The sequence below is a fragment of the Microbacterium sp. zg-B96 genome (assembly GCF_030246865.1).
Taxonomy (GTDB): domain Bacteria; phylum Actinomycetota; class Actinomycetes; order Actinomycetales; family Microbacteriaceae; genus Microbacterium.
The window spans coordinates 886,731-910,301 of the sequence record NZ_CP126738.1; the positions used below are offsets into that span (position 1 = coordinate 886,731).

General features: G+C 71.1%; 25 protein-coding genes. 13 read left to right on the forward strand and 12 right to left on the reverse strand.

Going from position 1 to position 23,571, the window contains the following annotated elements; translation table 11 throughout:
• The first annotated feature begins 241 nt into the window (after positions 1 to 241).
• Entirely contained in the window at positions 242 to 1,567 is a 1,326-nt protein-coding gene (locus tag QNO11_RS03925) for a hemolysin family protein (protein ID WP_257509536.1), read from the forward strand.
• A complete protein-coding gene (locus tag QNO11_RS03930; protein ID WP_257509427.1) occupies positions 1,560 to 2,615 on the forward strand; it encodes a hemolysin family protein in 1,056 nt (351 codons plus the stop codon). The genes QNO11_RS03925 and QNO11_RS03930 overlap by 8 nt, the downstream gene beginning before the upstream one ends.
• A 50-nt stretch (positions 2,616 to 2,665) precedes the next feature.
• On the opposite strand, the gene QNO11_RS03935 is transcribed toward QNO11_RS03930, so the two are convergent.
• Positions 2,666 to 3,748, reverse strand: a complete 1,083-nt coding sequence (locus tag QNO11_RS03935; protein WP_257509428.1) for an NADH:flavin oxidoreductase/NADH oxidase — start codon at positions 3,746 to 3,748, stop codon at positions 2,666 to 2,668.
• Between the two features lie 30 nt (positions 3,749 to 3,778).
• On the opposite strand from QNO11_RS03935, the gene QNO11_RS03940 reads away from it, so the two are divergent.
• The 4 genes from QNO11_RS03940 to QNO11_RS03955 are packed head-to-tail and all read left to right on the forward strand — an operon-like array spanning position 3,779 to position 6,918.
• The gene (locus QNO11_RS03940; RefSeq protein WP_257509429.1) at positions 3,779 to 4,618 is read left to right on the forward strand and encodes an ADP-dependent NAD(P)H-hydrate dehydratase; all 840 of its coding nucleotides are present in this window, start codon (positions 3,779 to 3,781) and stop codon (positions 4,616 to 4,618) included.
• Positions 4,619 to 4,661: 43 nt separating this feature from the next.
• Positions 4,662 to 5,918, forward strand: coding sequence for a glycosyltransferase 87 family protein (locus QNO11_RS03945; protein WP_257509430.1), 1,257 nt, complete (start codon positions 4,662 to 4,664; stop codon positions 5,916 to 5,918).
• Positions 5,919 to 5,933: 15 nt separating this feature from the next.
• Positions 5,934 to 6,242 carry a thiamine-binding protein gene (locus tag QNO11_RS03950; RefSeq protein WP_257509431.1) on the forward strand — a complete coding sequence of 103 codons (309 nt, stop codon included), beginning with the start codon at positions 5,934 to 5,936 and terminating at the stop codon, positions 6,240 to 6,242.
• On the forward strand, positions 6,229 to 6,918 hold the full coding sequence (locus QNO11_RS03955; RefSeq protein WP_257509432.1) for an NUDIX hydrolase: 690 nt from the start codon (positions 6,229 to 6,231) through the stop codon (positions 6,916 to 6,918). The genes QNO11_RS03950 and QNO11_RS03955 overlap by 14 nt, the downstream gene beginning before the upstream one ends.
• A 1-nt stretch (position 6,919) precedes the next feature.
• On the opposite strand, the gene metX is transcribed toward QNO11_RS03955, so the two are convergent.
• A complete protein-coding gene (gene metX, locus QNO11_RS03960) occupies positions 6,920 to 8,125 on the reverse strand; it encodes a homoserine O-acetyltransferase MetX (protein ID WP_257509433.1) in 1,206 nt (401 codons plus the stop codon).
• 71 nt (positions 8,126 to 8,196) lie between these two features.
• Between metX and QNO11_RS03965 the strand changes: the two genes are divergently transcribed.
• Positions 8,197 to 9,138: a hypothetical protein gene (locus tag QNO11_RS03965; RefSeq protein ID WP_257509434.1), complete on the forward strand. Its 942-nt coding sequence runs from the start codon at positions 8,197 to 8,199 to the stop codon at positions 9,136 to 9,138.
• An 8-nt stretch (positions 9,139 to 9,146) separates the two neighbouring features.
• Here QNO11_RS03965 and QNO11_RS03970 read toward each other — a convergent pair whose 3' ends face one another.
• Together QNO11_RS03970 and QNO11_RS03975 are read right to left on the reverse strand one after the other, a co-directional pair.
• Entirely contained in the window at positions 9,147 to 10,145 is a 999-nt protein-coding gene (locus QNO11_RS03970) for a DUF2332 domain-containing protein (protein ID WP_257509435.1), read from the reverse strand.
• Between the two features lie 17 nt (positions 10,146 to 10,162).
• Complete coding sequence (locus QNO11_RS03975) at positions 10,163 to 11,485, reverse strand: bifunctional o-acetylhomoserine/o-acetylserine sulfhydrylase (protein WP_257509436.1); 1,323 nt, start codon at positions 11,483 to 11,485, stop codon at positions 10,163 to 10,165.
• Between the two features lie 121 nt (positions 11,486 to 11,606).
• Here QNO11_RS03975 and QNO11_RS03980 point away from each other — a divergent pair, with 121 nt between their 5' ends.
• The gene (locus QNO11_RS03980) at positions 11,607 to 12,389 is read left to right on the forward strand and encodes an SDR family oxidoreductase (protein ID WP_257509437.1); all 783 of its coding nucleotides are present in this window, start codon (positions 11,607 to 11,609) and stop codon (positions 12,387 to 12,389) included.
• Positions 12,390 to 12,420: 31 nt separating this feature from the next.
• Here the strand turns inward: QNO11_RS03980 and QNO11_RS03985 are convergent, their stop codons facing one another.
• Positions 12,421 to 13,782 (reverse strand): HNH endonuclease signature motif containing protein, encoded by a 1,362-nt coding sequence (locus QNO11_RS03985; RefSeq protein WP_257509438.1) that lies wholly within the window; start codon positions 13,780 to 13,782, stop codon positions 12,421 to 12,423.
• Positions 13,783 to 14,046: 264 nt separating this feature from the next.
• Between QNO11_RS03985 and QNO11_RS03990 the strand changes: the two genes are divergently transcribed.
• The gene (locus tag QNO11_RS03990; protein WP_257509537.1) at positions 14,047 to 14,754 is read left to right on the forward strand and encodes a uracil-DNA glycosylase; all 708 of its coding nucleotides are present in this window, start codon (positions 14,047 to 14,049) and stop codon (positions 14,752 to 14,754) included.
• Between the two features lie 5 nt (positions 14,755 to 14,759).
• Positions 14,760 to 15,383 carry a GNAT family N-acetyltransferase gene (locus QNO11_RS03995; RefSeq protein WP_257509439.1) on the forward strand — a complete coding sequence of 208 codons (624 nt, stop codon included), beginning with the start codon at positions 14,760 to 14,762 and terminating at the stop codon, positions 15,381 to 15,383.
• On the opposite strand, the gene QNO11_RS04000 is transcribed toward QNO11_RS03995, so the two are convergent.
• Genes QNO11_RS04000 through QNO11_RS04030 form a run of 7 tightly spaced genes read right to left on the reverse strand, consistent with a single transcriptional unit; the run spans position 15,343 to position 21,705 of the window.
• Entirely contained in the window at positions 15,343 to 15,678 is a 336-nt protein-coding gene (locus QNO11_RS04000) for a protealysin inhibitor emfourin (RefSeq protein WP_257509440.1), read from the reverse strand. The genes QNO11_RS03995 and QNO11_RS04000 overlap by 41 nt on opposite strands.
• Positions 15,662 to 16,723 carry a M4 family metallopeptidase gene (locus tag QNO11_RS04005; RefSeq protein WP_257509441.1) on the reverse strand — a complete coding sequence of 354 codons (1,062 nt, stop codon included), beginning with the start codon at positions 16,721 to 16,723 and terminating at the stop codon, positions 15,662 to 15,664. Before QNO11_RS04005 ends, QNO11_RS04000 begins: the two co-directional genes overlap by 17 nt.
• Before the next feature lie 9 nt (positions 16,724 to 16,732).
• A complete protein-coding gene (locus QNO11_RS04010; RefSeq protein WP_257509442.1) occupies positions 16,733 to 17,554 on the reverse strand; it encodes an ATP-binding cassette domain-containing protein in 822 nt (273 codons plus the stop codon).
• Positions 17,551 to 18,339, reverse strand: coding sequence for an ATP-binding cassette domain-containing protein (locus QNO11_RS04015; protein ID WP_257509443.1), 789 nt, complete (start codon positions 18,337 to 18,339; stop codon positions 17,551 to 17,553). Before QNO11_RS04015 ends, QNO11_RS04010 begins: the two co-directional genes overlap by 4 nt.
• Positions 18,336 to 19,253 (reverse strand): ABC transporter permease, encoded by a 918-nt coding sequence (locus QNO11_RS04020; protein ID WP_257509444.1) that lies wholly within the window; start codon positions 19,251 to 19,253, stop codon positions 18,336 to 18,338. The genes QNO11_RS04015 and QNO11_RS04020 overlap by 4 nt, the downstream gene beginning before the upstream one ends.
• Positions 19,250 to 20,200 carry an ABC transporter permease gene (locus tag QNO11_RS04025; protein ID WP_257509445.1) on the reverse strand — a complete coding sequence of 317 codons (951 nt, stop codon included), beginning with the start codon at positions 20,198 to 20,200 and terminating at the stop codon, positions 19,250 to 19,252. The genes QNO11_RS04020 and QNO11_RS04025 overlap by 4 nt, the downstream gene beginning before the upstream one ends.
• Positions 20,197 to 21,705 (reverse strand): ABC transporter substrate-binding protein, encoded by a 1,509-nt coding sequence (locus QNO11_RS04030; RefSeq protein ID WP_257509446.1) that lies wholly within the window; start codon positions 21,703 to 21,705, stop codon positions 20,197 to 20,199. The genes QNO11_RS04025 and QNO11_RS04030 overlap by 4 nt, the downstream gene beginning before the upstream one ends.
• A 157-nt stretch (positions 21,706 to 21,862) precedes the next feature.
• Between QNO11_RS04030 and QNO11_RS04035 the strand changes: the two genes are divergently transcribed.
• Genes QNO11_RS04035 through QNO11_RS04045 form a run of 3 tightly spaced genes read left to right on the forward strand, consistent with a single transcriptional unit; the run spans position 21,863 to position 23,571 of the window.
• Entirely contained in the window at positions 21,863 to 22,339 is a 477-nt protein-coding gene (locus tag QNO11_RS04035; protein ID WP_257509447.1) for a carboxymuconolactone decarboxylase family protein, read from the forward strand.
• Positions 22,336 to 23,061, forward strand: coding sequence for a tyrosine-protein phosphatase (locus tag QNO11_RS04040; protein ID WP_257509448.1), 726 nt, complete (start codon positions 22,336 to 22,338; stop codon positions 23,059 to 23,061). The genes QNO11_RS04035 and QNO11_RS04040 overlap by 4 nt, the downstream gene beginning before the upstream one ends.
• A gap of 48 nt (positions 23,062 to 23,109) precedes the next feature.
• Positions 23,110 to 23,571, forward strand: coding sequence for an SIP domain-containing protein (locus QNO11_RS04045; protein WP_257509449.1), 462 nt, complete (start codon positions 23,110 to 23,112; stop codon positions 23,569 to 23,571).

Here is a 23,571-nt window from a genome sequence, read left to right on the forward strand (position 1 = left end):
TCTGCCCGGGTGAGGGCCGTGGGCGCGGGAGCATCCGCATTCCGGCAGATCACCGCATCTCGGGCGGTCGACGGACCGGGGGAGAGCGCACTGCGAAGGCGAAGAATGGATGCCGGGCTGTGAGAACACCCGGGACCGCGCCCAGGGCGTGCCGTAGAATCTTGCGCACGATGGACGACCCTCCCAGTAGTAGACGATCGCCCCACCGACCTCCCTCCCGTTCGATCGGGGGTGATGCGTGATGGATTACGTCATGTTGGGCGTGGGGCTGCTTCTGACAGTGGGCACCGGCCTGTTCGTCGCCAGCGAATTCGCGCTCGTGAACCTCGACCGCGCGGACCTGGAGTCGCGGCAAGCTTCCGGCGAGTCGCGGTTGGCGCTGACGATCGCGGCGCTGCGCATCACCTCGACGCACCTGTCCAGCGCGCAGTTGGGCATCACGCTCACGACGCTGCTGACCGGTTACACGATGGAGCCGGCCATCTCGAACCTGCTGTCCCCGGTCTTTTCCGCGTGGGGCTGGTCCGAGGCGGTCTCCCGTCCCATCGCCGCCATCGTGGGGGTGTCGATCGCGACGCTGTTCTCCATGATCGTCGGCGAGCTCGTGCCGAAGAACTTCGCCCTGGCGATTCCGCGGCAGACCGCCAAGCTCGTGATGCCGTTCCAGGTGGGCTTCACCACGGTGTTCAAGCCGGCGATCTGGCTGCTCAACGGCAGCGCCAACGGCGTCCTCCGTGCCATGGGCGTCGAGCCGAAGGAGGAGCTGTCGGGGGCGCGCACCGCCGAGGAACTGTCGAGCCTGGTGCGCCGGTCGGCCCTCGCGGGTGTGCTCGAGCAGGACACCGCGTCGCTGCTGCACCGCTCGCTCACGTTCGCCCGGCTCACCGCCGCCGACGTCATGACCCCCCGCCCGAGCGTGCACGCCGTCGCCGCGTCGGATTCGGTGGAGGACGTCATCCAGCTCGCCCGCCGCACCGGGCACAGTCGCTTCCCGGTGTACGACGAATCGATGGATGACATCACCGGCGTCGTGCACCTCAAGGCAGCCGTCAGCGTGCCGCGCGACCGGCGCGGCGAGGTGCCTGCTGCGGCGATCGCCCAGGAGCCGCTGCGGGTCCCAGAAGCGGTGCACCTCGACGCCCTCATCTCGGAGCTGCGCGCTCGCGGCTATCAGATGGCCATCGTCGTCGACGAGTACGGCGGCACCGCCGGTGTCGTCACGCTCGAGGACCTGGTCGAGGAGATCGTCGGCGAGGTGCTCGACGAGCACGACCGCAGCCGGGCAGGCATCGTGCGGACGGCGGATGCCGTGACGTTCCCTGCGGAACTCCGCCCCGACGAGGTGCGCGACCGCACCGGCATCCGCGTCCCGGAGGGTGACGTCTACGACACCGTCGGCGGCTACATCATGAGCGTGCTCGAGCGCATCCCGGTGGCAGGCGACCAGGTCGACCTGGAAGAGGGCACCCTCACGGTGCAACGCATGGACGGGCGCCGGGTGGGGAGGGTGAAGTTCACTCCTCATCCGCTCTCGGATGCCACGACTGAGGGGGCACGCGATGAGTGACTGGGCCGGAATCGCATGGCTCGTCGTGCTGCTGGGGTTCAACGCGTTCTTCGTCGGCGCCGAGTTCGCCGTCATCTCCGCACGCCGCTCGCAGATCGAGCCGCTGGCGGAGAAGGGGTCACGCGCGGCGAAGACCGCGCTGTGGGCGATGGAGCACGCCACCCTCATGCTCGCGACCTGTCAGCTGGGCATCACGATCTGCTCGCTGCTGATCCTGAACGTCTCCGAGCCGGCGATCCACCACCTGCTGGCGGTGCCGCTGGGCCTGACCGGCTGGGGCGAAGGCGCCGTGGACGTCATCGCGTTCGTCATCACGCTGCTGCTCGTGTCGTATCTGCACGTCGTGTTCGGCGAAATGGTGCCGAAGAACCTGGCGTTCTCGCTGCCCGACCGTGCCGTGCTCATGCTCGCCACCCCGCTGGTGTGGGTGTCGAGGCTGTTCCACCCGATCATCGTCACGCTCAACTGGATCGCCAATCACGTGGTGCGGCTGTTCCGCGTCGAGCCGAAGGACGAGGCAGCCTCGACGTTCACGCTCGAGGAGGTCGTGACGATCGTGAACCAGTCGCGGATGGAGGGCGTCCTGGACGACACCTCCGGCGCCGTCGCGGCGGCGGTGGAATTCACCGACAAGAAGGCCAAGGACGTCGCCGTGCCGCTGTCGGCGCTGGTGACCCTGCCGGAGTCGACGACACCCGACGAGATCGAGCGGGCGGTCGCCAAACACGGCTTCTCGCGCTACGTGATCGTGGATGCCGATGGAGCGCCGCTGGGGTACGTGCACCTGAAGGACGTGCTGCGCGAGGCCGAGGGCCCGGACGGCGCGGTCGTGGTGAGCGAGCCGGTCAAGCCCAAGCGCATCCACCACATGGTCCCGGTGTCGGAGACCACCGATCTCGAGGACGCCCTGGCGATCATGCGCCGCTCCAGCCGTCACCTCGCCCAGGTACGCGACGCCTCCGGCCAGACCACCGCGGTGCTGTTCCTCGAGGACATCCTGGAAGAGCTGGTCGGCGAGGTGCAGGACGCCACTCGGCGCCTGCGCTGACCCGCTGAACGAGAACGCGGACGGGGCCGTTACGGTCCCCGTCCGCGTTTTCATCGCCGGCGCGCTCGCACGTACTGCGGTGGCCAGTAGCCGATGTCCTCGCCCAGCTCCGCGGCGGCACGCAGCGCGAAGTGCGGGTCGCGCAGCCATTCCCGGCCGGCCATGATCACATCCGCCTCACCCGCCGCGAGGATCGCCTCGGCCTGCGCGGCATCCGAGATCTCGCCGACCGCGCTCACCGGCACGGTAACGGCCTCGTGCACCCGGGCGGCGAAGGGCACCTGGTAGCCGGGACCTGCGACGATCTTCTGGTGGGCGACGAGCCCGCCGCTGGAGACGTCGATGAGCGAGATGCCGCGGCTCTCGACCCACTGGGCGACCGTGGTGGTGTCGGCGACGTCCCAGCCGCCGTCGGCCCAGTCGGTGGCCGAGAACCGTGCGATCACCGGCACGCCCGGTGCCGCCTCCCGCACCGCGTCGCAGACCCGCAGCAGCAGTCGGGCCCGGTTCTCCAGCGACCCGCCGTACGCGTCGTCACGCTGGTTCGACAGCGGGGAGAGGAACTCGTGCAGCAGGTAGCCGTGCGCGGCGTGCACCTCCAGCACCTCGAATCCGGCCGCCACGGCGCGCACTGCGGCCGCCGCGAACGCGTGGACGATGCGGTCGATGCCGGCGACGTCCAGCGCCTCCGGTGCCGCGAACCCCTCGAACGCGATCGGGGAGGGGGCGACCGTGGTCCAGCCGCCCTCGATCAGGGGCACGCTGCCGCGGCGCCCGGCGAACGGCGACCACGTGGAGGCCTTCCGGCCCGCATGCGCCAGCTGGATCGCGGGCACCGCGCCGCGGCTGCGGATGGCCGCGGCGATCGGGGCCCAGGCGTCGCGCTGGGTGTCGTTGTACAGCCCGGTGTCTTCGGGGGAGATGCGCCCCTCCGCCGTCACCGCGGTGGCCTCGGCGACGACCACGCCGGCGCCGCCCGATGCGAACTGGGCCAGATGCACGTGGTGCCACTCGCCCGGAACCCCCGCCACCGCCGAGTACTGGCACATCGGAGCGACCCAGAGCCGGTTGCGCGCGGTGACCGCGCCACCGGTGTCGCCACCGATCGTCAGAGGGGTGAAGAGCAGACTCATAGTGACTCCAGCACGGGTAGGGTGGCGCGCATGATTGCTGCAGGCGCGTGGACTCGGGACGACGTCGCCGAATCCCTGCGGATGCCGACCGACGCCGACTACAAGTATTCCCGTGGTGTGGTGGGCGTTCGCACCGGGTCTGATCTGTACCCGGGCGCGGCGGTGCTGAGCGTCGAAGCGGCGTGGCGCACCGGCATCGGCATGGTGCGCTACCTCGGCCCGGCCGGTGCGGCCGCAGCCGTGCTGCAGCGCCGGCCCGAGACGGTGACGGCACCCGGCGCGGTGCAGGCCTGGCTGATCGGCTCGGGGACGGATGCCGCGACGCGGACGGATGCCGAGACGGCAGCGCTGCGCGACGTGCTGGCCGGCGCTCAGCCCGTCGTCGTCGACGCCGGCGCGCTCGATCTCGCGCCCGCGGCGACCGCGCCGGTGATCGTCACCCCGCACGAGCGCGAGCATTCGCTGTTGCGCGGCCGGCTCGGACTCGTCGCCGACGCGGACGACCGGGCCTACGCCGCAGCCGAAACCGCCGCGGCGCTGGGGGCCGTGGTGCTGCTCAAGGGCGCGGAGACGATCGTCGCCGGCCCCGATGGCGCCCTCGTGCGCGTGCGTGCCGGCACGCCGTGGCTGGCCACCGCCGGCACCGGCGATGTGCTCGGCGGGGTCATCGCCGCGCTGGTGGCCGGGGCCGCCACCGCCGACGACGTGGACCACGCGCTCCTGCTGCGGTGCGCGGCGTCGGCCGCGTGGTTGCACGGCCGGGCTGGTGCACTCGCCGCCCGCGACGTCGGCGGTGGGCCCATCACGGCGCTGGATGTCGCCGCGGTCCTGCCGCGCGTGGTCGGCGACGTGCTCGCCGGGCGCGGATGACCGCGGCTGCGCCAAGGATCACCCCGTCCGTAGGATGAGGAGCGTGTCGAGGCGGGTGGTGCTGTGGGTGGCCTTCGCCATCGTGCACGTCGCGATCGCGAGGCTCGGATTCGTCCTGCCCAACGACCCGATGGGCGACGTGTACCGGGTGTACCAGCCGTGGTCGGCCTGCGCGCTGTGGGGCGGGGTCGAGGGGTTCTGCCCCGCGGGCCGCGAGATCATGGGCATCACCGTGCCGTGGGTGTACCCGCAGCTGGCGCTCGTGCCGATGGTGCTGGCGTGGCTGTTCGCCTGGACCGGCAGCTACACCGTCGGCTGGGTCGTGATGGTCGTCCTCGCCAACGCCGGCGCGTTCGCCCTGCTGGTCGGCCGGGGTCGCTCCCGCGGGCGGAGCGGCGCAGCGTGGTTCTGGCTCGCGTCGATCGCGCTGCTCGGCCCGGTGGGACTGTACCGGCTCGACGGGTTCACCGCAGCCCTCGCCGTCGCAGGATGCCTGTGGTTGGCGGGCCGGCCGTTCGTGGCATCCGCGCTGCTGGCGATCGCGACCTGGATCAAGGTCTGGCCGGCGGCGCTGCTGGCGGCCGCGGTGATCACCGGGCGGCGCCGGGGACCGGTCGTGATCGGTGCGCTCGTCGTGTCGGCGGTGACGCTCATCGTCGTGGTGGCCGGCGGTGGGGGCGCCTACGCCTTCGGGTTCGTGCAGGGCCAGACCGACCGTGGACTGCAGATCGAGGCGCCGGTGAGCACGTTCTATCTGTGGCGGGCGGTGCTGGGGCTGCCTGGTTCGCAGGTGTTCTACGACGGCGGGCTGCTGACGTTCCAGGTGACCGGTCCCCAGGTGGACGCGCTCATCGCGATCATGACCCCGCTGCTGGCGTTCGCGATGATCGCGGTCGTGGCCATCGGCGCCCGCAAGGCCTGGCTCGGGGCGCGGTACGCGGTGCTGTTCCCACCCCTTGCCCTGACGGTCGTGATGACCTTCATCGTCGTGAACAAGGTGGGCTCCCCGCAGTTCGCCAGCTGGATCGCCGCGCCGCTGGTGCTGGGTCTTGTGCTCGACCGTCGCCGGTGGCGGGGGCCGGCGTCGCTCGCGCTGGTCACCGTGCTGCTCACGCAGCTGGTGTACCCCCTGCTCTACGCCGGCGTGCTGACCACGGCGCCGTTGCCGATCGCCGTGCTGACCGTGCGCAATGCGCTGTACCTCGCGCTGCTGGTGTGGGCACTGGTGCGCCTGGTGCGCGTACCGGTGCGCCCAGGCATCCCTCGCTCTGCACCATCCGCCCTCACCACCTCGATCTGACCTGCGGAGGTCCCCATGCTCATCGCCTTCTCCGTCGCACCCAGCGGCACCGGCCGCGCCGACGGCTCGGTGCACGACGCCGTTGCCGCTGCCGTCGCGGTCGTGCGCTCTTCGGGGCTGCCGCATCGCACGACCTCGATGTTCACCGAGGTGGAGGGGGAGTGGGACGAGGTCTTCGACGTCGTCAAACGCGCCACCGAGGCGGTGCTGCCCTTCGGCTCCCGGGTCTCGCTCGTGCTCAAAGCCGACATCCGCCCCGGTTACAGCGGCGAGCTGGACGGCAAGGTCGAGCGGCTCGAGCAGGCGCTGGATGCTGACCAGTGACGCCGTGACCCCGGGCGACGCGGAGCCGGACCTCCCGGTTGCCGCGACCGTCGTCCTGCTGCGCGACGGCGCCGCCGGGGTGGAGGTGCTGCTGCTGCAGCGCCCGGACCGCGGCTCGTTCGCGGGGGCGTGGGTCTTCCCCGGCGGCATGATCGAGGACGGCGATCATCCCGGCCCGGACACCGCGGACGAGGACGTCGCCCGCCGGGCCGGTGTGCGGGAGACCGCCGAAGAGGTGGGACTGGTGGTCGATCCGGACGTGCTGGTGCCGCTGGCGCTGTGGGTCCCTCCGGTGAACGTCGCCCTGCGGATCCGCACCTGGTTCTTCGTGGCCCGAGTGCCGAGCGGCCCGCTGCAGCCGGCGCCGGCGGAGGTCGTCCAGACGCAGTGGACCACTCCGGCCGACGCGCTCGCCGCCCACGGCCGCGGCGAGCTGCGGCTCTACCCGCCGACGTGGGTCACGCTGCACGGGCTGATCGGTCACGACGACGTGGACAGTGCGCTCGCCGCGGCGCGGCTGCGCGGCATCCACCGGTTCGAAACGCGTGCTCGTGAGGATGCCGGGGTGATGCTGTGGCAGGAGGACGGCGAATACGAACCGGATGCCGGCTCCGACTCGCGGCACCGGCTGGAGGTCGCCACGCTGCCCTGGCGCTACACCCGCTCGGCGTCCTGACTCACGTCGCGAGCAGGCGGCCCAGGTGCCCCCCGACGGCCCCCGTCTCGATGAGGAAACCGTCGTGGCCGTAGTCGCTGGAGAGCACCACCGCCTGGTCACCGTCGAGGGTCGTGGGGATGCCGCGGGCGATGCGGTGCTGGCCGTCGATCGGGAACAGCCGGTCGCTGTCGATGCCGAGCACGAGCGCCGTGGCCGTCACGCGTGACAGTGCGTCCTCGATGCCGCCGCGGTCGCGGCCCACGTCGTGGGAGTCCATCGCCTCCACCAGCACGAGGTAGCTGTTGGCGTCGAAGCGCCGCGTGAACTTGTTGCCGTGGAAGTCGAGGTAGGACTCCACGGCGAAGCGGCCGCCGTGGCCCAGCGGGCTCTTGCCCGACTGCCAGGAGCGCTGGAACCGCTGGTTGAGCTCGGTGGGGCTGCGGTAGTTCAGCAGCGCCATCCGCCGCGCCAGCGCCAGGCCGCGGTGCGGCCCGTCGCCGTCGCCGGAGTCGTAGTACTCCCCGCCCTGGAAGCGCGGGTCGATCTGGATCGCCTCCAGCTGCACCGAGTTCAGCGCGATCTGGTCGGCGGTGTTGGCCGGGGGAGCGGAGAGGATCGCGACGCGCTGCAGCCGGTCCGGCAGTGCGACTGCCCATTCCAGGGCGTGCATGCCGCCCATCGAGCCGCCGATGACGGCGGCCCACACGTCGATGCCGAGGGCGTCGGCCAGGCGGGCCTGTGCGGCGACCTGGTCGCGGATCGTGAGGTACGGGAAGCGCGAGGCCCACTCGTAGCCGTCGGGGGCGATGCTGGCAGGTCCGGTGGATCCCTGGCATCCACCCAGCATGTTCGGCGCCACGACGAACCAGCGGTCGGTGTCGATGGGGGCGCCGGGTCCGACGATGGCGTCCCACCAGCCGGCGGTGGGATGTCCCGGGGTTGCGGGTCCACGGACGTGGCTGTCGCCGGTGAGGGCGTGGAGGATGAGCACCGCGTTGTCGCGCGCCGGGTTCAGCGCGCCCCACGTCTCGTACGCCAGTCGCAGCGCAGGCAGCTCCCGCCCGCTCTCGGTTCCGAACGCGCCGAACGCTGCGAACCGGCGCTCGCCGTCGGGGTCGCCGTCACGCCATGCGCCGGTGGCGGGCGGGCGGCCCAGCAGCAGGCGCGCGTCGGCCTCGGTCACCGGCGCGGAGGGCACGGTGTCTTCGGAGGTCTGCCAGTCCACCTCCCCATTGTCGGGGGTCATAGCCGTCGTGGCGTGCGTGTTACGCGCCGCGATCGCGGTATCGTCCGGCCATGAGCGCGATCGACTACCTCCTGGACTCCGACCCGGCCATCCGCTGGCAGGTTCTGCGGGATCTGACGGATGCCGCGCCGGCAGAGGTGGCCGCCGAACGTGGCCGGGTGGCCACCGAGGGGTGGGGTGCACGGCTACTCGCCGAGCAGGGCGAGGACGGACTGTGGGACGGGGGCACCTATCGGCCCGGCTGGGTGGACGAGAGCCGCCCGTTCTACGACGCCTGGTCCGCCACGCACCCGTCGCTGGAGCTGCTGCGCGCGTTCGGCCCCGACCCGGCGGCGCCGGAGGTGGTGCGCGCGATCACCCGGGTCCGCGAGAACGTCCGCTGGGAGAACGAGGGACAGCCGTACTTCGCGGGCGAGGTCGAGCCGTGCATCAACGGCGGTGCGCTGGCCAATGCCGCCTTCTTCGGGCAGGACGGTCGCTCGATCGTCGAGACGCTGCTGTCCGGTCAGCTGGCCGATGGCGGCTGGAACTGCTGGGACGAGGACGGCACGAGCCGTTCGTCCTTCCACTCCACGATCTGCGCGCTCGAAGGTCTGTGGGCGTGGGAGCAGGCGGGCGCCGGATCGGGCGCCGCGACCGCTGCCCGGCTGCGCGGCGAGGAGTACCTGCTGGAGCGTCGCCTCCTGCGACGCGTCTCCACCGGGGAGCTCATCGACCCCCGCTTCGCGATGCCGTCCTTCCCCACCCGCTGGTACTACGACGTGCTGCGGGCTCTCGACTACTTGCGGTCGGCACGGCCGGATCGCGACGACCGCTGTGCGGAGGCGATCGACCTGGTCCGTGCGAAGATGCTCCCCTTCGGGATGTGGAAGCTCGAGCTGATCCATCAGGGCCCCACGCTGTTCGATCTCGACGACGAGAACGAGGGATTCCCGAGCCGCTGGGTGACGCTGCGCGCGCTACGGGTGCTGCGGTGGTGGGACGGCGCCTGAGTCGCGGACTATGCGGCGCCGAACGGGCGCACCTCGTAGGTCGCGCCGTGCTGGCCGGCCAGGGCCATCGGAGCACCGTCGACGGACTGCACGAAGCGCCGATCGGTCTCGAGCGCGGGCGGCACGAAGGCGTCGACGGAGGGCAGCGTCCCCGACGACTCGTTCGAGATCCACACGACACCGCCGCCGCGGACGGCGCGCACCTCGTCCACCAACTCGACGAAGCGCCGTCTCTCGTCAACGTCGAGGTACAGCAGCACGGCGCTGTGGAAGATCACCAGGGTGGCATCCGCCGGCGCCGAGGCCGCCACCTCGGGCAGTGTCTCCAGCAGATTCCCGCGGACGATTCCGGGCGGATCGGCCGCCGCGATCTCTGCCGCTGCGCGGAGTCGCGCGACGCGGCCGGCGTGGTCGGGACCGGGCCACACCAGGGTCGCGAGCCAGCCGATCGCGTCGGGATCGGCGGCATCGATAGGCGCCAGATCGATGCCGCGGCGCCAGATGACGTCGGGGAGGCGCTCGGGGACGGCCGCGGCGTCGTCAATGCGACAGGGAACCACGACCGGGGAGTCGCCGAGCCGATGCGCGCCATCCGGTGCGGTGTACTCGTAGGCGTAGCGGTCGGGGAACAGGCACAGCCCGGCGGCGGTGCCGACCTCGAGCAGGGCGAGGGGGCCGGGGATCGCGGCCAGTTGCGGCAGCAGGGTCGCACACCGGGCCGGTTCGTTCGCCTGGGTGGTGCGCACCGCTGCCACCTCGACCACGCGATCCCAGTTCGCTGCGAGCCACTCCCGCCACTGCGGATACCCGGTGAGGGGGCTGCCAGCCCGGCGCGCGGCCGCGAAGATGCGGTTGGGTTGCCGCACCGGTGCGGGAAGCGCGGCGAGGCGGGCCAGGACCTCTCGGTCGCCCGCAATGCCGGTCGACCACTCCTCGTACAGCGGTGAGGTGCCGTGCGCCCAGCGTCGCCCGAAATCGTCGTAGGCGGCAGCGATGCGTTCGGTCACGCAGACCAGCGTATGGCTCAGGCGCGCGCGGCCTCCGACAGGCGGCGGGCGGCGGCCAGCGCCTGCGCCAGGTCGGCCTTGAGGTCCTCGACGCTCTCGATGCCGACCGACAGACGCACCAGGCCCGGCGTGACGCCGGACGTGAGCTGCTGCTCCGGCGTGAGCTGCGAGTGCGTGGTGGATGCCGGGTGGATCACGAGCGAGCGCACATCGCCGATGTTGGCGAGGTGGCTGAACAGTTCCAGCGAGTTGACGAACTCGCGCCCCGCCGCAACGCCCCCCTTGAGCTCGAACGACAGCACCGCGCCGACGCCCTTGGGCGCGTAGGTGTTCGCGGCGGCGTACCAGGGGGAGGTGGGAAGGCCGGAGTAGAACACTGCGGCCACGTCGTCCTGACTCTCCAGCCACTCCGCGATCTCCTGCGCGTTCTGCACGTGGCGTTCGATGCGCAGCGACAGCGTCTCGATGCCCTGCAGCAGCAGCCACGCGCTGATCGGCGAGATCGCCGCACCCAGGTCGCGCAGCAGCTGCACGCGGGCCTTGATGATGTAGGCCAGCCCATCGCCGACGGCGGTCGTGTAGGAGGCGCCGTGGTAGGACGGGTCCGGTTCGGTCAGCCCGGGGAACTTCTCGACGTTCTTGGACCATTCGAAGCGCCCGCCGTCGACGATGATGCCGCCGATGGTGGTGCCGTGGCCGCCGAGGAACTTGGTGGCGGAGTGCACGATGATGTCGGCGCCGTGCTCGAACGGACGGATCAGATAGGGCGTCGCGATCGTGTTGTCGACGATCAGCGGCACCCCGGCTTCGTGCGCGATGTCGGCGACGGTGCGGATGTCGAGCACGTTGATCTGCGGATTGCCGATCGTCTCGGCGAAGAACAGCTTGGTGTTGGGCCGCACTGCCCGACGCCACTCCTCGGGGTCGTCCTGGTTCTCCACGAAGGTCGTCTCGATGCCGAGCTTGGCCAGGGTGTACTTGAACAGGTTGTAGGTGCCGCCATAGATGGAGCTCGACGAGACGAGGTGGTCGCCGGCCTGGGCGATGTTGAGCACCGCGAAGGTCTCCGCGGCCTGGCCGCTGGCGACCAGCAGCGCGCCGGTGCCACCCTCGAGTGCGGCGACCCGCTGCTCGACGACATCCTGCGTCGGGTTCTGGATGCGGGTGTAGATGTTGCCGAACTCCGCCAGCGCGAACAGGTTCGCGGCGTGATCGGCGCTGTCGAACACGTAGGAGGTCGTCTGGTAGATCGGCGTGGCGCGCGCCTTGGTCACCGGATCCGGCGCGGCGCCGGAGTGGACCTGCTTGGTCTCGAAGCGCCAGTTCTCGGGTGCGGACATGATGACTCCTGAATGTCGGGTGGGCCACGGGTACCACGGCCTGGTCCGAGGTTACGGATAAGTCCCGTTGTCAACAACGACGCGGAAATGTGACGTAACGCGCGGGAGTACGGTGGGAGCCATGACACGACGTGCGGTGGTGACCGGAGCCAGCTCAGGGATCGGGGAGGCCACGGTGCGGGCACTGCGCGCCGCTGGTTGGGATGTCGTCGGCGTGGCCCGGCGTGCGAACCGGCTGGCGGAGGTGGAAGCGCAGACGGGAGCGGCGGTGTACGCCGCCGACCTCACTCGGCAGGCCGACGTCGACGCGCTCGCGGAATGGCTGGAGGAGACCGGCCCCGTACATGCGCTGGTGCAGGTCGCCGGCGGCGCTCGTGGCACCGACCGCGTGGAGGACGGCAGCGCCGACGACTGGCGCTGGATGTTCGAGATCAACGTGGTCGCCGCCCAGATGCTGGTGGCCGCCCTGCTGCCGCAGTTGCGCCTGGCGGCTGGTGCCGACGGACACGCCGACACCGTCTTCGTGACCTCCACCGCCGCCCAGCGGGCCTACCCGGGCGGGGCCGGCTACAACGCGGCCAAGGCGGGGGAGTCGATGCTCGCCGCAGCACTGCGGCTGGAGCTCAACGGCGAGCCGATCCGCGTCGTCGAGATCGCCCCGGGAATGGTCTACACCGAGGAGTTCGCCCTCAACCGCCTGGGCGGCGACCGGTCTGCCGCCGAGAAGGTCTACGACGGCGTCGAGCAGCCGCTGGTGGCATCCGATGTCGCCGACGTCATCGCGTACGCCCTCAACGCGCCGGGACATGTCAATCTGGACCTGGTCACGATGCGGCCCGTGGCGCAGTCGGCGCAGCACCTGCTCGCGCGCGGCCCGCTGCGGCCTCGCCTGCCCCTCGAGTGACGCCGGAACGGACCTGCGGGCGCCGCGCTGACTAGAACGGTGCGGGTTCTTCGATGGCGGCGAGGGCCATGAATTCCAGCACCCGGCGGGGGATGTCGGTGTAGACCCGGCCGGTGGGGCTGGTCCATTCCAGGATGCCGTCGGCTTTCTGCACCACGCTCCACGCGGTGCCGTGCTTGACCGGGTGATGTCGCCCCGGGCACAGGTTCGCGAGATTGGTCAGGCAGGTCGGCCCACCCAGCGCCGCGTCGTGGGTGTGGTCGAGGTCGCACTGACGGGCCGGTCTTCGACACCCCAGGAACCGGCAGTGCTCGTCGCGGGCGTCGAGGTGTCTGCGCATCTCCCGGGTCGGCCGGTAAGTGAGGACCTGCTGCACCGCGCCCGTGGTGGGTGAGGTGAACAGCCGTTCCCACACCTCGGCGGTCGCGGCGAGGCGCCTGGCGGTATCGGGGGCGATCGGTCCGTACCCGACCAGCTCGGCCGGCTCGTCGCCGACGCCGATGAGGGTGTGGGCGGGGATGACGATCTGCACCTGCGCGACGATCGGTGTCCCTTCCGGGATGCTCCCGGTTGCACTGGGTGCGGTGGCGTGTCCGGTGAGCAGCAGGTCGGTGAGCACGTCCGCGCGGATCTGATCCATGGTGCGCGTATCGGTCGCGATCACATCCGCGGCGATCACTTCGGCTTCGGCTTCGGCTTCGGCTTCGGCCTCCGCTGCGGCTTTGACTGCGGCACGATGCGCGTCCGCGATCTGGCGGGCGTGCTGGTTCAGCCGGTCCCGCATCGCGTAGATCAACTCCGCCGGCAGCAGCGCGGCCAGTTCGGCCATCCCGTCGTCCAGGTCCCGCACCCACACCCGCCGGCCGGCCGCGGCCTCCTTGTGGCGTTCTTCCAACGGCACCGGGTTGAGTCGCTGCGCGAGCATCAGGATCGTCGGCTTCGCCCGTCCCGGGGTGTCCTGCTCCGCCACGACGAGCGCCGCCTGTTCGAACCGGGCCCGCGCGTCGGGGTCGGTGATCCGGGCGCCGGCGTCCTGGATGAGCCGGACATGAACCCGGTCGATGCGATCCTCCCGCAGCGCCCTGAACGTCGCGGGGAACTCATCCACGAGCACGGTCGCGTCGTGCATCCGGTCGCGCATGCCGTCGTCGGAGCGGCGCAGCACCGCGCCGACTTCCGCGGCCATCGACCGCAATGGCATCTCCCTTTCCCGACCGTCACTGGTGGGGATGCGGGCGGTCTCCGCCTCCGCAACAGCCTCCGCCTGCGACAGGAACCACACCTCGTCGGCATCGGCCTGCGCCCGACGCCGCCGCACCTCCTCCAGCCCGGAGATCACCTGCTCATGCGACAGCACTGCCGTCGGGGCGGTGGTGGTCGGGGAGGTGTTCATACCCCCGATTCTGCCGACCCCCTCCGACATTGCGACCCACCGAAACCGACGCTGATCAGGGGTTGTGGATAACTCACCACATCCCCGCCTGGGGAGGAAACGCGACCGATCCTCCACCCACCGCCCCGGACCATAACTCAGGAAGAACCGGCCACCGGCACCCGCAGGCCCCCACCGGCACCCCGTTCTTCCTGAATTGCGCGCCGGCGTCGGGGAGCACTCGCGCGCCGTCCGTAGGCTGGACCGGTGTGGACGGAGCAGAACATGGCGATGACCCTGCCCGAACTGGCTGATGCCGGGCTGATGGATGCCGGGTGGGCGCAGGCCTTGGCGCCCGTCGCCGACGACATCGCCGCTCTTGGGGAACGGCTGCGAGCCGAGACGGCCGCCGGCCGCGGCTACCTGCCCGCCGGCGAGCGGGTGCTGCGGGCCTTCCAGCGGCCGTTGGCCGACGTGCGGGTGCTGATCGTCGGCCAGGACCCTTATCCGACGCCGGGGCACCCCATCGGGCTGTCGTTCGCGGTGGACGCCGACGTGCGCCCGCTGCCGCGGAGCCTGCGCAACATCTACCGCGAGCTCGAGGACGACCTCGGCATCCCGCCGGCCGAGCACGGCGATCTGTCGGCGTGGAGCGATCAGGGCGTCATGCTGCTCAACCGTGTGCTCACGGTCGCGCCCGGGGTTCCCGCGTCGCACCGCGGCTGGGGATGGGAGAGGGTGACCGAGCACGCGATCCGGGTGCTGGTTGCGCGCGAGCGGCCGCTGGTGGCGATCCTGTGGGGGAGGGATGCCGCAGCTCTCGGTCCGCTCTTGGGGGCGACGCCGCGCGTGGAGTCCGCTCATCCCTCGCCGCTGTCGGCATCCCGCGGATTCTTCGGCTCGAAGCCCTTCTCCCGCGTCGATGCGCTGCTCACGCAGCAGGGCGGGACGGCCGTGGATTGGCGACTTCCCCCCGCCTCGGCCCTAGGCTGACGGTCATGCTGGAGGACGAGTACGATCGCGACCGCAGACGCCTGCCGTGGCATCTGCGCCGCCGGGCGGAGCCGGAGCAGCCGTTCTCCTTCGTCATCCGCGCCGCCGAGGTGGGCGACGTGCCCGACATCCGGGAGATCTACAACCACTACGTCACCAACTCGGTCGTCACGTTCGACGAGAAGAGGTGGTCGATCGCGCAGTGGCGCGACAAGCTGACCCACGCGCAGAAACTGGGGCTGCCGTTCCTGGTGGCCCAGTCGCCGTCGGGGCAGATCCTCGGTTACGCGTACGTCTCGCCGCTGTCCAGCAAATCGGGGTACCGCTACAGCGTGGAGGACTCGATCTACCTCGGTCAGGCGGCCACCGGCAAGGGGCTCGGCCGGGCGTTGCTGGAGGCGCTCATCGAGGCGAGCGAGCAGGCAGGCATCCGGGAAATGGTCGCGATCATCAGTGACCGGGGGGCGGAGGCATCCGTCGCCCTCCACGAGAAGCTCGGCTTCGTCGAGGTGGGCCGCATGGGGCGCGTGGGCCACAAGTTCGGCCGCTGGCTCGGCACGATCTATATGCAGAAGTCGCTGAACCCGGTCAAGAAGCGGGGTCTGTTCGGGCGGTTGCGCGAAGGCTGACCTCGGGCCAGGCTCGCACCGCGTCGATCAGCGCGCGCCACGGCCCCTGCACGTCGGCGTCGGGCAGGTCGGCCTCGTGTTTCGTGGCACCGGCCTCGGCGCTCACCCGCCAGCAGAAGCGATCGGCGCCGGAGGCGTCACCGGGGGATCGGTCCCAGGGGCACTGTTCGATCAGCGTGACCCACTCGCCGGCCTCTTCCCCCACCGGGGCGGCCCGCCACTGCCGGCGCATGCCGGCGATGCCGCCGGTGCGCACCACCGTCACCGTGACAGACGGCTCATCCTGCTGCTTCATCCTCGATCACACCGACGCCCGTCCAGCCGGCGCGGACGGCGGCGACCTCCTCCGAACCCTCACCGTACTCCGCCTGTGCCGCGGCCAGGGTCGCCTGGGCGAACGTGACGAAGTCGGGCGTCGACGACAGCGTGCCCGCGGTGAGGGTGCGGTACCAGATGAGCCCGGCGCGCTCCCAGGCGTTGCCGCCGAGCGCCATCGCGGTGCGGTAGAAGGCGTGGTTGGGGATGCCGGAGTTGATGTGCACTCCGCCGTTGTCCTCGTCGGTGAAGACGTAGCCGTCCATGTGATCCGGTTGCGGGTCCTTGCCGAGCACATCGTCGTCGTAGGCGGTCCCCGGCGCCGCGAGCGAGCGCAGCGCCTCGCCCTCCACGGCATCCGTGAAGATCCCTGCCCCGATGAGCCAGGATGCCTCGGCAGCGCTGTGGCCGAGATGGTGCTGTTCGGCCAGCGCGCCGAAGACGTCGGACATGGACTCGTTGAGCGCCCCGGACTGGCCCTGGTAGACCATGCCGCCGGCGTGTTCGGTGACCCCGTGGGTCAGCTCGTGCGCGATGACGGTGAGCGAGTTGGTGAACCCGGTGAACACCTCGCCGTCGCCGTCGCCGAACACCATGCGCTCGCCGTTCCAGAACGCGTTGTCGTAGTCGACGCCGAAGTGCACGGTCGCCGCGAGCGTGCCGCCGGCGCCGTCGATGCCGACCCGCCCGAACGCATCCCAGAAGAAGTCGAACGTGGCGCCGAGGCCGTCGAACGCCTCGTCGACCGCCTCATCGCCGGTGGGCGGGTCGGCCTCGCCCCGCACCTGCACCCCCGGCAGCACCTCCTGGTTCTGCGCATCGGAGATGACCCGGTCGGGCGCGGGCGCCCCCTCGGCCACGAGCGACCCGGTTTCGTCGATCGACAGCCGCAGGCGCGTGAGGTCGGGGTGGTAGCTGCGTTCGGCCTCAAGCGTGGCACGCGCCGCCTGAGCGGCCCGCGCCAGCTGCGGGTCGTCGCTCGCGGCGATGCGGGCCAGCAGGTAGGGCGGGATGATCGCGTTCATGGGATGAGGCTAGGGGGATGAGCCGACATCCGGAACGGCACCGTCGGGGTCGATCACCGGGATCGACGCCAGGAGGCGCCGCGTGTAGGCGACCTGCGGCGTCAGCAGTACCTTCTCGGTGGGGCCTTCCTCCACGACGCGGCCGTCCTTCATGACGATCACGTCGTCGCACAGGTTCTGCACGACGCCGATGTCGTGCGAGACCAGTACGAGCGCGAGCCCGTCGCGGCGCTGCAGGTCCCGCAGCAGTTCCAGGATCTGGGCGCGCACTGTGACATCCAGCGCTGACAGCGGCTCGTCGCCGACCAGCAGCCGGGGCCGGTGCACGACGGCGCGGGCGATCGCGATGCGCTGCCGCTGCCCGCCGGAGAACTCGTGCGGGAAGCGGTCGGCCATCGCCGGCTCCAGCCCCACATCGGCGAGCACTTCGCGCACGCGGGCGCGGCGGTCGCCGTCGATTCCCAGCGCCCACAGCGGCTCGGCGATGATGCGGCCGACGCTCATGCGCGGATCCAGCGACGCGTAGGGGTCCTGGAAGACGATGCCGGTCTGCCGCCGCAGCCAATGCAGCGAGCGGGCGGGGGCGGATGCCACGACCGGCCGGCCGTCGAACTCCACCGTCCCCGCAGTGGGGGTGTCCAGTCCCAGCAGCAGCCGCACGAGCGTGGATTTGCCCGACCCCGATTCGCCGATGATGCCCAGCGCCGAGTTCTCGGCGACGTCGATGTCGGCATCCTCCAGCGCCGTCGTCCAGCGCCGCGGCTCGAACAGGCCGGCGCGGGGGATCGGGTGGCGGCGGGTGAGTCCGCGACCGCGCAGCAAAGCGGTCATGCGCCGCCTCCCGGCCGCCACAGCGTCGCGGTGGCATCCCGCAGCAGGCCCCGGGTCACGTCCGACGAGGGGGTGGTGAGCAGGTCCGCCACCGGCGCCGACTCCACGACCCGGCCCTGATCGAGCACCACGCCGTGGGTGGCGATCTGCGAGAGCACCGCCAGGTCGTGCGTGATGAACACCAGCGACATGCCGTCGCCGGTGACGAGGTCCCCGAGCAACTGCAGGATCTCGGCCTGGATCGTCACGTCCAGCGCGGTCGTCGGCTCGTCGGCGATGAGCAGGCGCGGGCGGCAAGCCAGCGCCATCGCGATCGCGACGCGCTGGCGCTGACCGCCGGAGAGCTGGTGCGGGTAGCGCGCGATGATCTGCTGCGGATCGGGCAGCGCGACCCGACCGGCCTCCGCGACGGCGCGGGCCTTGGCCTCCCGCCGCGGGATGCGTTCGTGGATGCGCACCGACTCGGCGATCTGCCGCCCGACGGTGCGGATCGGGTTCAGCGCGGTACGCGGCTCCTGGAAGACGATGCCGATCTCGTCGCCGCGCAGCTGGGCCAGTTCCCGGTCGTGCAGTCCGATCAGTTCGCGGCCGTTCCAGCGGATGCTGCCGGTGGTCGTCGCGGTGTCCGGCAGCAGCCCCATGATGGCCAGGGCCGTGAGCGACTTGCCGGACCCCGATTCGCCGATGAGGCCGACGCGGGCCGAGTCGGGGACGTCGAAGGAGACGCCGTCCACGACACGGCGGCCGTTGATCTCGATCGCGAGGTCGCGCACCTCAAGGCTCATGCGACCACCTCCGGAACGTGTGCGCGGGCGGCGTTGCTGCGCCGGGTGAGGGTCGGGTCGGTCGCTTCGCGCAGCCCGTCGCCCAGGAGGTTCAGTCCCAGCACGGTGAGGGTGATCGCCAGCCCTGGCCAGACCACCGACAGCGGATGCACCGTGATGTAGGCCTGCAGGTCGCTCAGCAGCACGCCCCATGACGGCTGAGTCACCGGTGCGCCGAACCCGAGGTAGGACAGTCCCGCCTCGGCGAGCACGGCGACGGCCATGCCCCAGGACAGCTGCACGATGAACACCGGCGCGACGTTGGGCAGCAGGTGACGCAGCAGGTTCTGCACCGGCGTGAGCCCGGCCGCGCGGCCGGCGAGCACGAACTCGCTGTGCAGCACGCGGCGCAGCTCCGGCCGGGTGACCCGGGCGATGTTGACGCCGAAGCCGATGCCGACCGAGAGGATCACCACCCACAGCGACCCGCCCCAGACGGCGGAGATCATCATCGCGATCAGCAGCACCGGGAAGGCGATGAGGATGTCCACGAGGACCGCGACCGACTCCCGCATCCAGCGCGCCGTCAGCGCGCCGAGCGAGGCCAGCACGATGCCGATGAGAGTCGCCACCAGGCCCGCCCCCAGCGCCACCCAGACGGTCGTCTCCGCCCCGGCCATCAGCAGGCTCAGGATGTCCCGACCGGTGCCGTCGGTGCCGAGCAGATGCGGCCAGCCAGGGGGAGCCCAGCGGTTGGCTATATCGACGTGATGCGGGTCGTACGGGGTCCACAACGCCGCGACCAGCGCCGTCAGTCCGACGATCGCGAAGATCGTCAGACCCACGCGGCCGGTGGTCAGCTGCGTCAGTCGGCGCAGCCACGCCCAGCGCCCCGGGTGTGCCGAAGTGGCGGGAGCCGTCTTCGCGTGCCTCATTCCGCCTCCCGCTGCCGAGGGTCGATGACCCGGTGGAAGAGGTCGACGAGGAACCCCACGAGCAGTACGAAGCCGGTGAGCACGAGCAGTTCGCCCTGCACCTTCGGCAGGTCGCGGGCCCCGACATCGGTGACCAGCATGCGGCCGATGCCGGGCAGCGAGAACAGCTGCTCGATGACTACGGCGCCGACGATGATGCCGGCCACCTGCAGCCCCAGCACCGTGATCACCGATAGGCCCACGTTGGGCAGGCCATGGCGCAGCATCGCCTGCGTGCGGGTGAGACCCTTCGCGGCGGCGGTGCGCACGTAGTCCTGGCCGACCGCCTGCAGCGTCGCCGACCGTACGAACCGCAGCAGCATGGCGCCCTCGACGATGCCGATGGTCACGGCCGGCAGTAGCAGCGATCGCAGCGCCGCGGCGGGGTCGTCCCAGCCGGCGCGCGGGAAGCCCTGCGCGGGGAGCCACCCCAGCCACACCGCGAACACCACGACGAGCATCATGCCGGCCCACACCACCGGCACCGCGGCGACGGCCTGCGCCGCGACGGTGATCAGGGTGCCGTCGGCCCGGCCGCGACGCAGCGCCGATGCCACGCCCAGCGGCAGGCTGAACAGCAGGGCGATCAGCAGCGACATGATGCCCAGCGGCACCGTCACCTGCGCCTTCTCGGCCAGTTCGGTCGTCACCGGGGTGCCGGTGAGCAGCGACGTGCCCAGGTCCCCGCGGAAGATCCCCGCGATCCACTCGACGTACTGCACGAACAGCGGCCGGTCCATGCCGAGCCTCGCGCGCACCGCGGCGACCTGCTCGGGGGTGCTGCCGACCCCCGCGACCATCTGCGCGACGTCGCCGGGGAGCACACGAAGGGTCAGGAAGATCAACACGCTGGCAACGACGAGGCCCACCAGCAGCAGGACCAGTCGTGTCAGCGCGTAGCGGATCACCCCTCGCTCTTGGTCAGCTCGGCAAGATTGAGCCGCTCGTTCACATTCACCGTGGGCATACCCGAGATGCTAGCGCCGACCGCGACGACCGACTCGCCGTTGTACAGCCAGTCGGCGGCGTGGTCCTCGGAGACGATGCGCGCCGCCTGCGCGAGCAGCTCGGCGGCCTCGGCCTCGTCGGTGGCGGCCAGCGATTGCGCGAACAGCTCCTGCACCTCGGCGTTGTCGTAGCCGAAGTAGTAGTCGGGGTCCGCCCAGTTCTCGAAGTCGCGCGCCTCGGTGTGCAGCACGAAGCTGAGCTCGTAGTCGTGGTTGGTGTACACGTCGTTGAGCCAGGACGAGAACTCCACCTGGTCGACGTGCAGCGTGACGCCCACGTCGTTCAGGTTCGACACCAGGATCTGCGTCACCGTGGTGCCGTAGAAGGAGGGGATCGTCAGGGTCAGCTCGAGATCCTCTTCCCCCGCCTCGGCCAGCAGTTCGCGAGCGGCCTCGGGGTCGAAGGGGACGACGTCGGACAGGCCCTCGTAACCGGGGTCGAGCTCGGGGATCGGCCCGTACTGGGTCTGGCCGACGCCGAGGGCTTCCACGATGGCGTCGTGGTCGATGGCCTGGCGGATGGCCTGGCGCACCTCCACATCGGCGAGCGGGCCGGTGGTCGAATTCATCGCCAGGGTGCCCTTGTCGGTGGACGCGCCGACCTCGACGGCGAACTCGGCGCCCGCCTCGATCTGCTCGGTGAGGTTGGCGTCGAAGCCGGTGACGACGTCGACCTCGCCGGCCAGCGCGGCGTTCAGCGCCGCCTGCGTCTCGGGGATGTAGGCGAACACCACCTCGGCCACACCCGCCGGGTCGCCCCAGTAGTCACCGAAGCGCTGCAGCGTGACGCTGTCGCCCTGCTTCCAGCTTTCCAGGGTGAACGGCCCGGTGCCGTTGGCCGCGATCTTGCGGTCGGTCGTGTCGCCTTCCTTGAGGATCAGCCCTGCTCGACCGGTGAGGTTCCACAGCAGGCTCGAGTCGGGCTCGGCGAGGGTGAGGGTGATGTCCTGCCCGTCGGCGGCGATGCCGGTGACGCCTGCCAGCCGGGCGGAGTCCCGGTAGGACGCGGTGTCCTTCACCTGGGTGAGCGACCACACCACGTCCTGCGGTGTCAGCGGCTGCCCGTCGTGGAAGAGGACGCCCTCGCGGAGCGTGAAGGTGTAGGTGAGGCCGTCGGGGGAGACCTCGAAGTCGCTGGCCAGCGCGGGCACGATGTCCTGCTCGGCGGTGCGCGAGACCAGGCCCTGGTAGACGTTGTCGATCAGCAGCTGGTCCAGCGCTGCGCCGGCGGTCTCGCGGATGTCGAGGTTGCCGGGTTCGGAAACCAGGCGCAGCGCTACGGAGGCATCCGCATCGGCCACGGCGCTGGTCGTCGGCGACGGTGCCGGGTCGGCGCTGCAGGAGGTCAGCAGCAGCGCGCCGGTGGCGAGCAGGGCCGCGGCGGTCAGGGCGGTGCGGCGGAGCATGTGGGGGGTCCTTTCGCAAGGGCGGGAGGCATCATCGCTGTCCGAGACCTCCTGCGTACTCTGGTGCGCCTACCAGCCTAGGGTCCGCCCGGCAATGGTCGGGCATCCTCGTGCATTCTGCCCGGTTCCGCGGCCATGGCGGGCATAGGGTCGAACCATGACCGACGTTCCGCGCGTACACCTGGCCCGATCAGCCCGCGAGGTGTACACGGCGCTTGATGCGTTCTCGAAGACGGTCGGCTCGTTGGCCGAGGATGCCGGGCTGGAACCGCGCCTGCGGGAACTCGTGCAGATCCACGCATCGCAACTGAACGGCTGTTCCTATTGCGTGCGGCTGCACGCGGACCGGGCGGACGCCCTCGGCGTCACGGCGGACGAGATCGCGCAGCTGGCGGTGTGGCGTGACTCCGGAGTGTTCACCGAGCGGGAGCGTGCCGCTCTCGAGCTGACCGAGGCGCACGTCTTCATCCACGAGGACGGCGTGCCCGACGACGTGTACGACCGCGTCGGCGGCATCCTCTCCGAGAAGGAGTACGTCGCGCTGAGCTGGATCCTGGTGGCGATCAACGCGTTCAACCGCATCGCGGTCGCCGGGCGCTACCCGGTACCGACGCGTCGCGAGGAGCAGGCGTGACCGATGCCGGATGGGTGGTCTCCGGCGCGCTGAACTTCCGGGACGTCGGGGGACTGCCGGCGGGCTCGGGCGTGACGCGCTCGGGGGTGCTGTTCCGCTCCGGCAACCTCGCCCGGCTGGACGAGGGGGGCCGGGCCACCCTGCGCGAACTGGGGCTGCGGCGGGTGATCGACCTGCGGGCCGACGACGAGATCGCCAGGGAGCCGTCGCTGCTGGACGGGCTCAGCGTCCAGACGCTGCGGGTGCCGCTGTTCCTCGGGTCGGCGGCATCCTTCTTCGAGCGCGACGTCGGCCTGGACGATTTCTACCGCACGATGCTGGACGAAGCGGCCGACCGGGTGGTCGACGTCGTGCGCGGAGTGCTCGCCGACCAGCCGGTGCTGGTGCACTGCACCGTGGGCAAGGACCGCACCGGTGTGACGGTGGCCCTCACGCTCGCAGCCGCCGGGGTCGACGAGGAAGCCGTCGTCGCCGACTACGCGCGCACCGAGGTGATGCTGCCGGCGCAGCGCAATGCCCGCGTGCTGGCGTATCTGCGCTCGCAGCATCCCGAGGCTCAGTTCCTGGAGGAGCTGGCGACCAAGTCGCCCGCCGCCGCGATGCGCACCCTGCTGGAGGGGCTGCGCGCGCAGTACGGCGCACCGGTGGAGTTCCTGCGCGCCCACGGACTGACCGACGACGAGATCGCGGAGCTTGCCCGCGTGCTCGTCCGTCGGGACTGAAACTCACTCAGGTTAGGCAACCCTCATAAGTGCTATCGTGAGAGGGCCATGACCTCCCTCGATCACACCGCCGCCGCCTGCCGGGCTGCCAAGCACACGCGTGTGCAGCACCTCATCACGGCCGATGAGCACTCGCTCGCGGACCTCGAGGCGCTCATCGCGACGCTGCCGCTGTGCTCGACCGGTCGCGTGTTCATCGAGGTCCCGGATGGGCAGTGGCCCACCGATCTCGCGGTGCCGCCGCGGATGACGGTGACCTGGCTCGACCGCTCGCGCCGCTCCGGTGCACCCGGGTCCGGTCGCGGTTGCGCGCCCGGCGAGGCGCTGTCGCGCGCGGTATGCGCCTGGGCGGACGAGATGCTGTGCGCCGAAGACCACGCCACGCGGGTGTTCCTGCTGGGCGGCTACCTCGGCACCGCCGACATCGTCGACCACCTCACCGATCGGCTGGGGATTCCCGCCGACGGCATCCGCACTCCTGAGCGGTTCGGCCTGACTACCGCGCGCTGA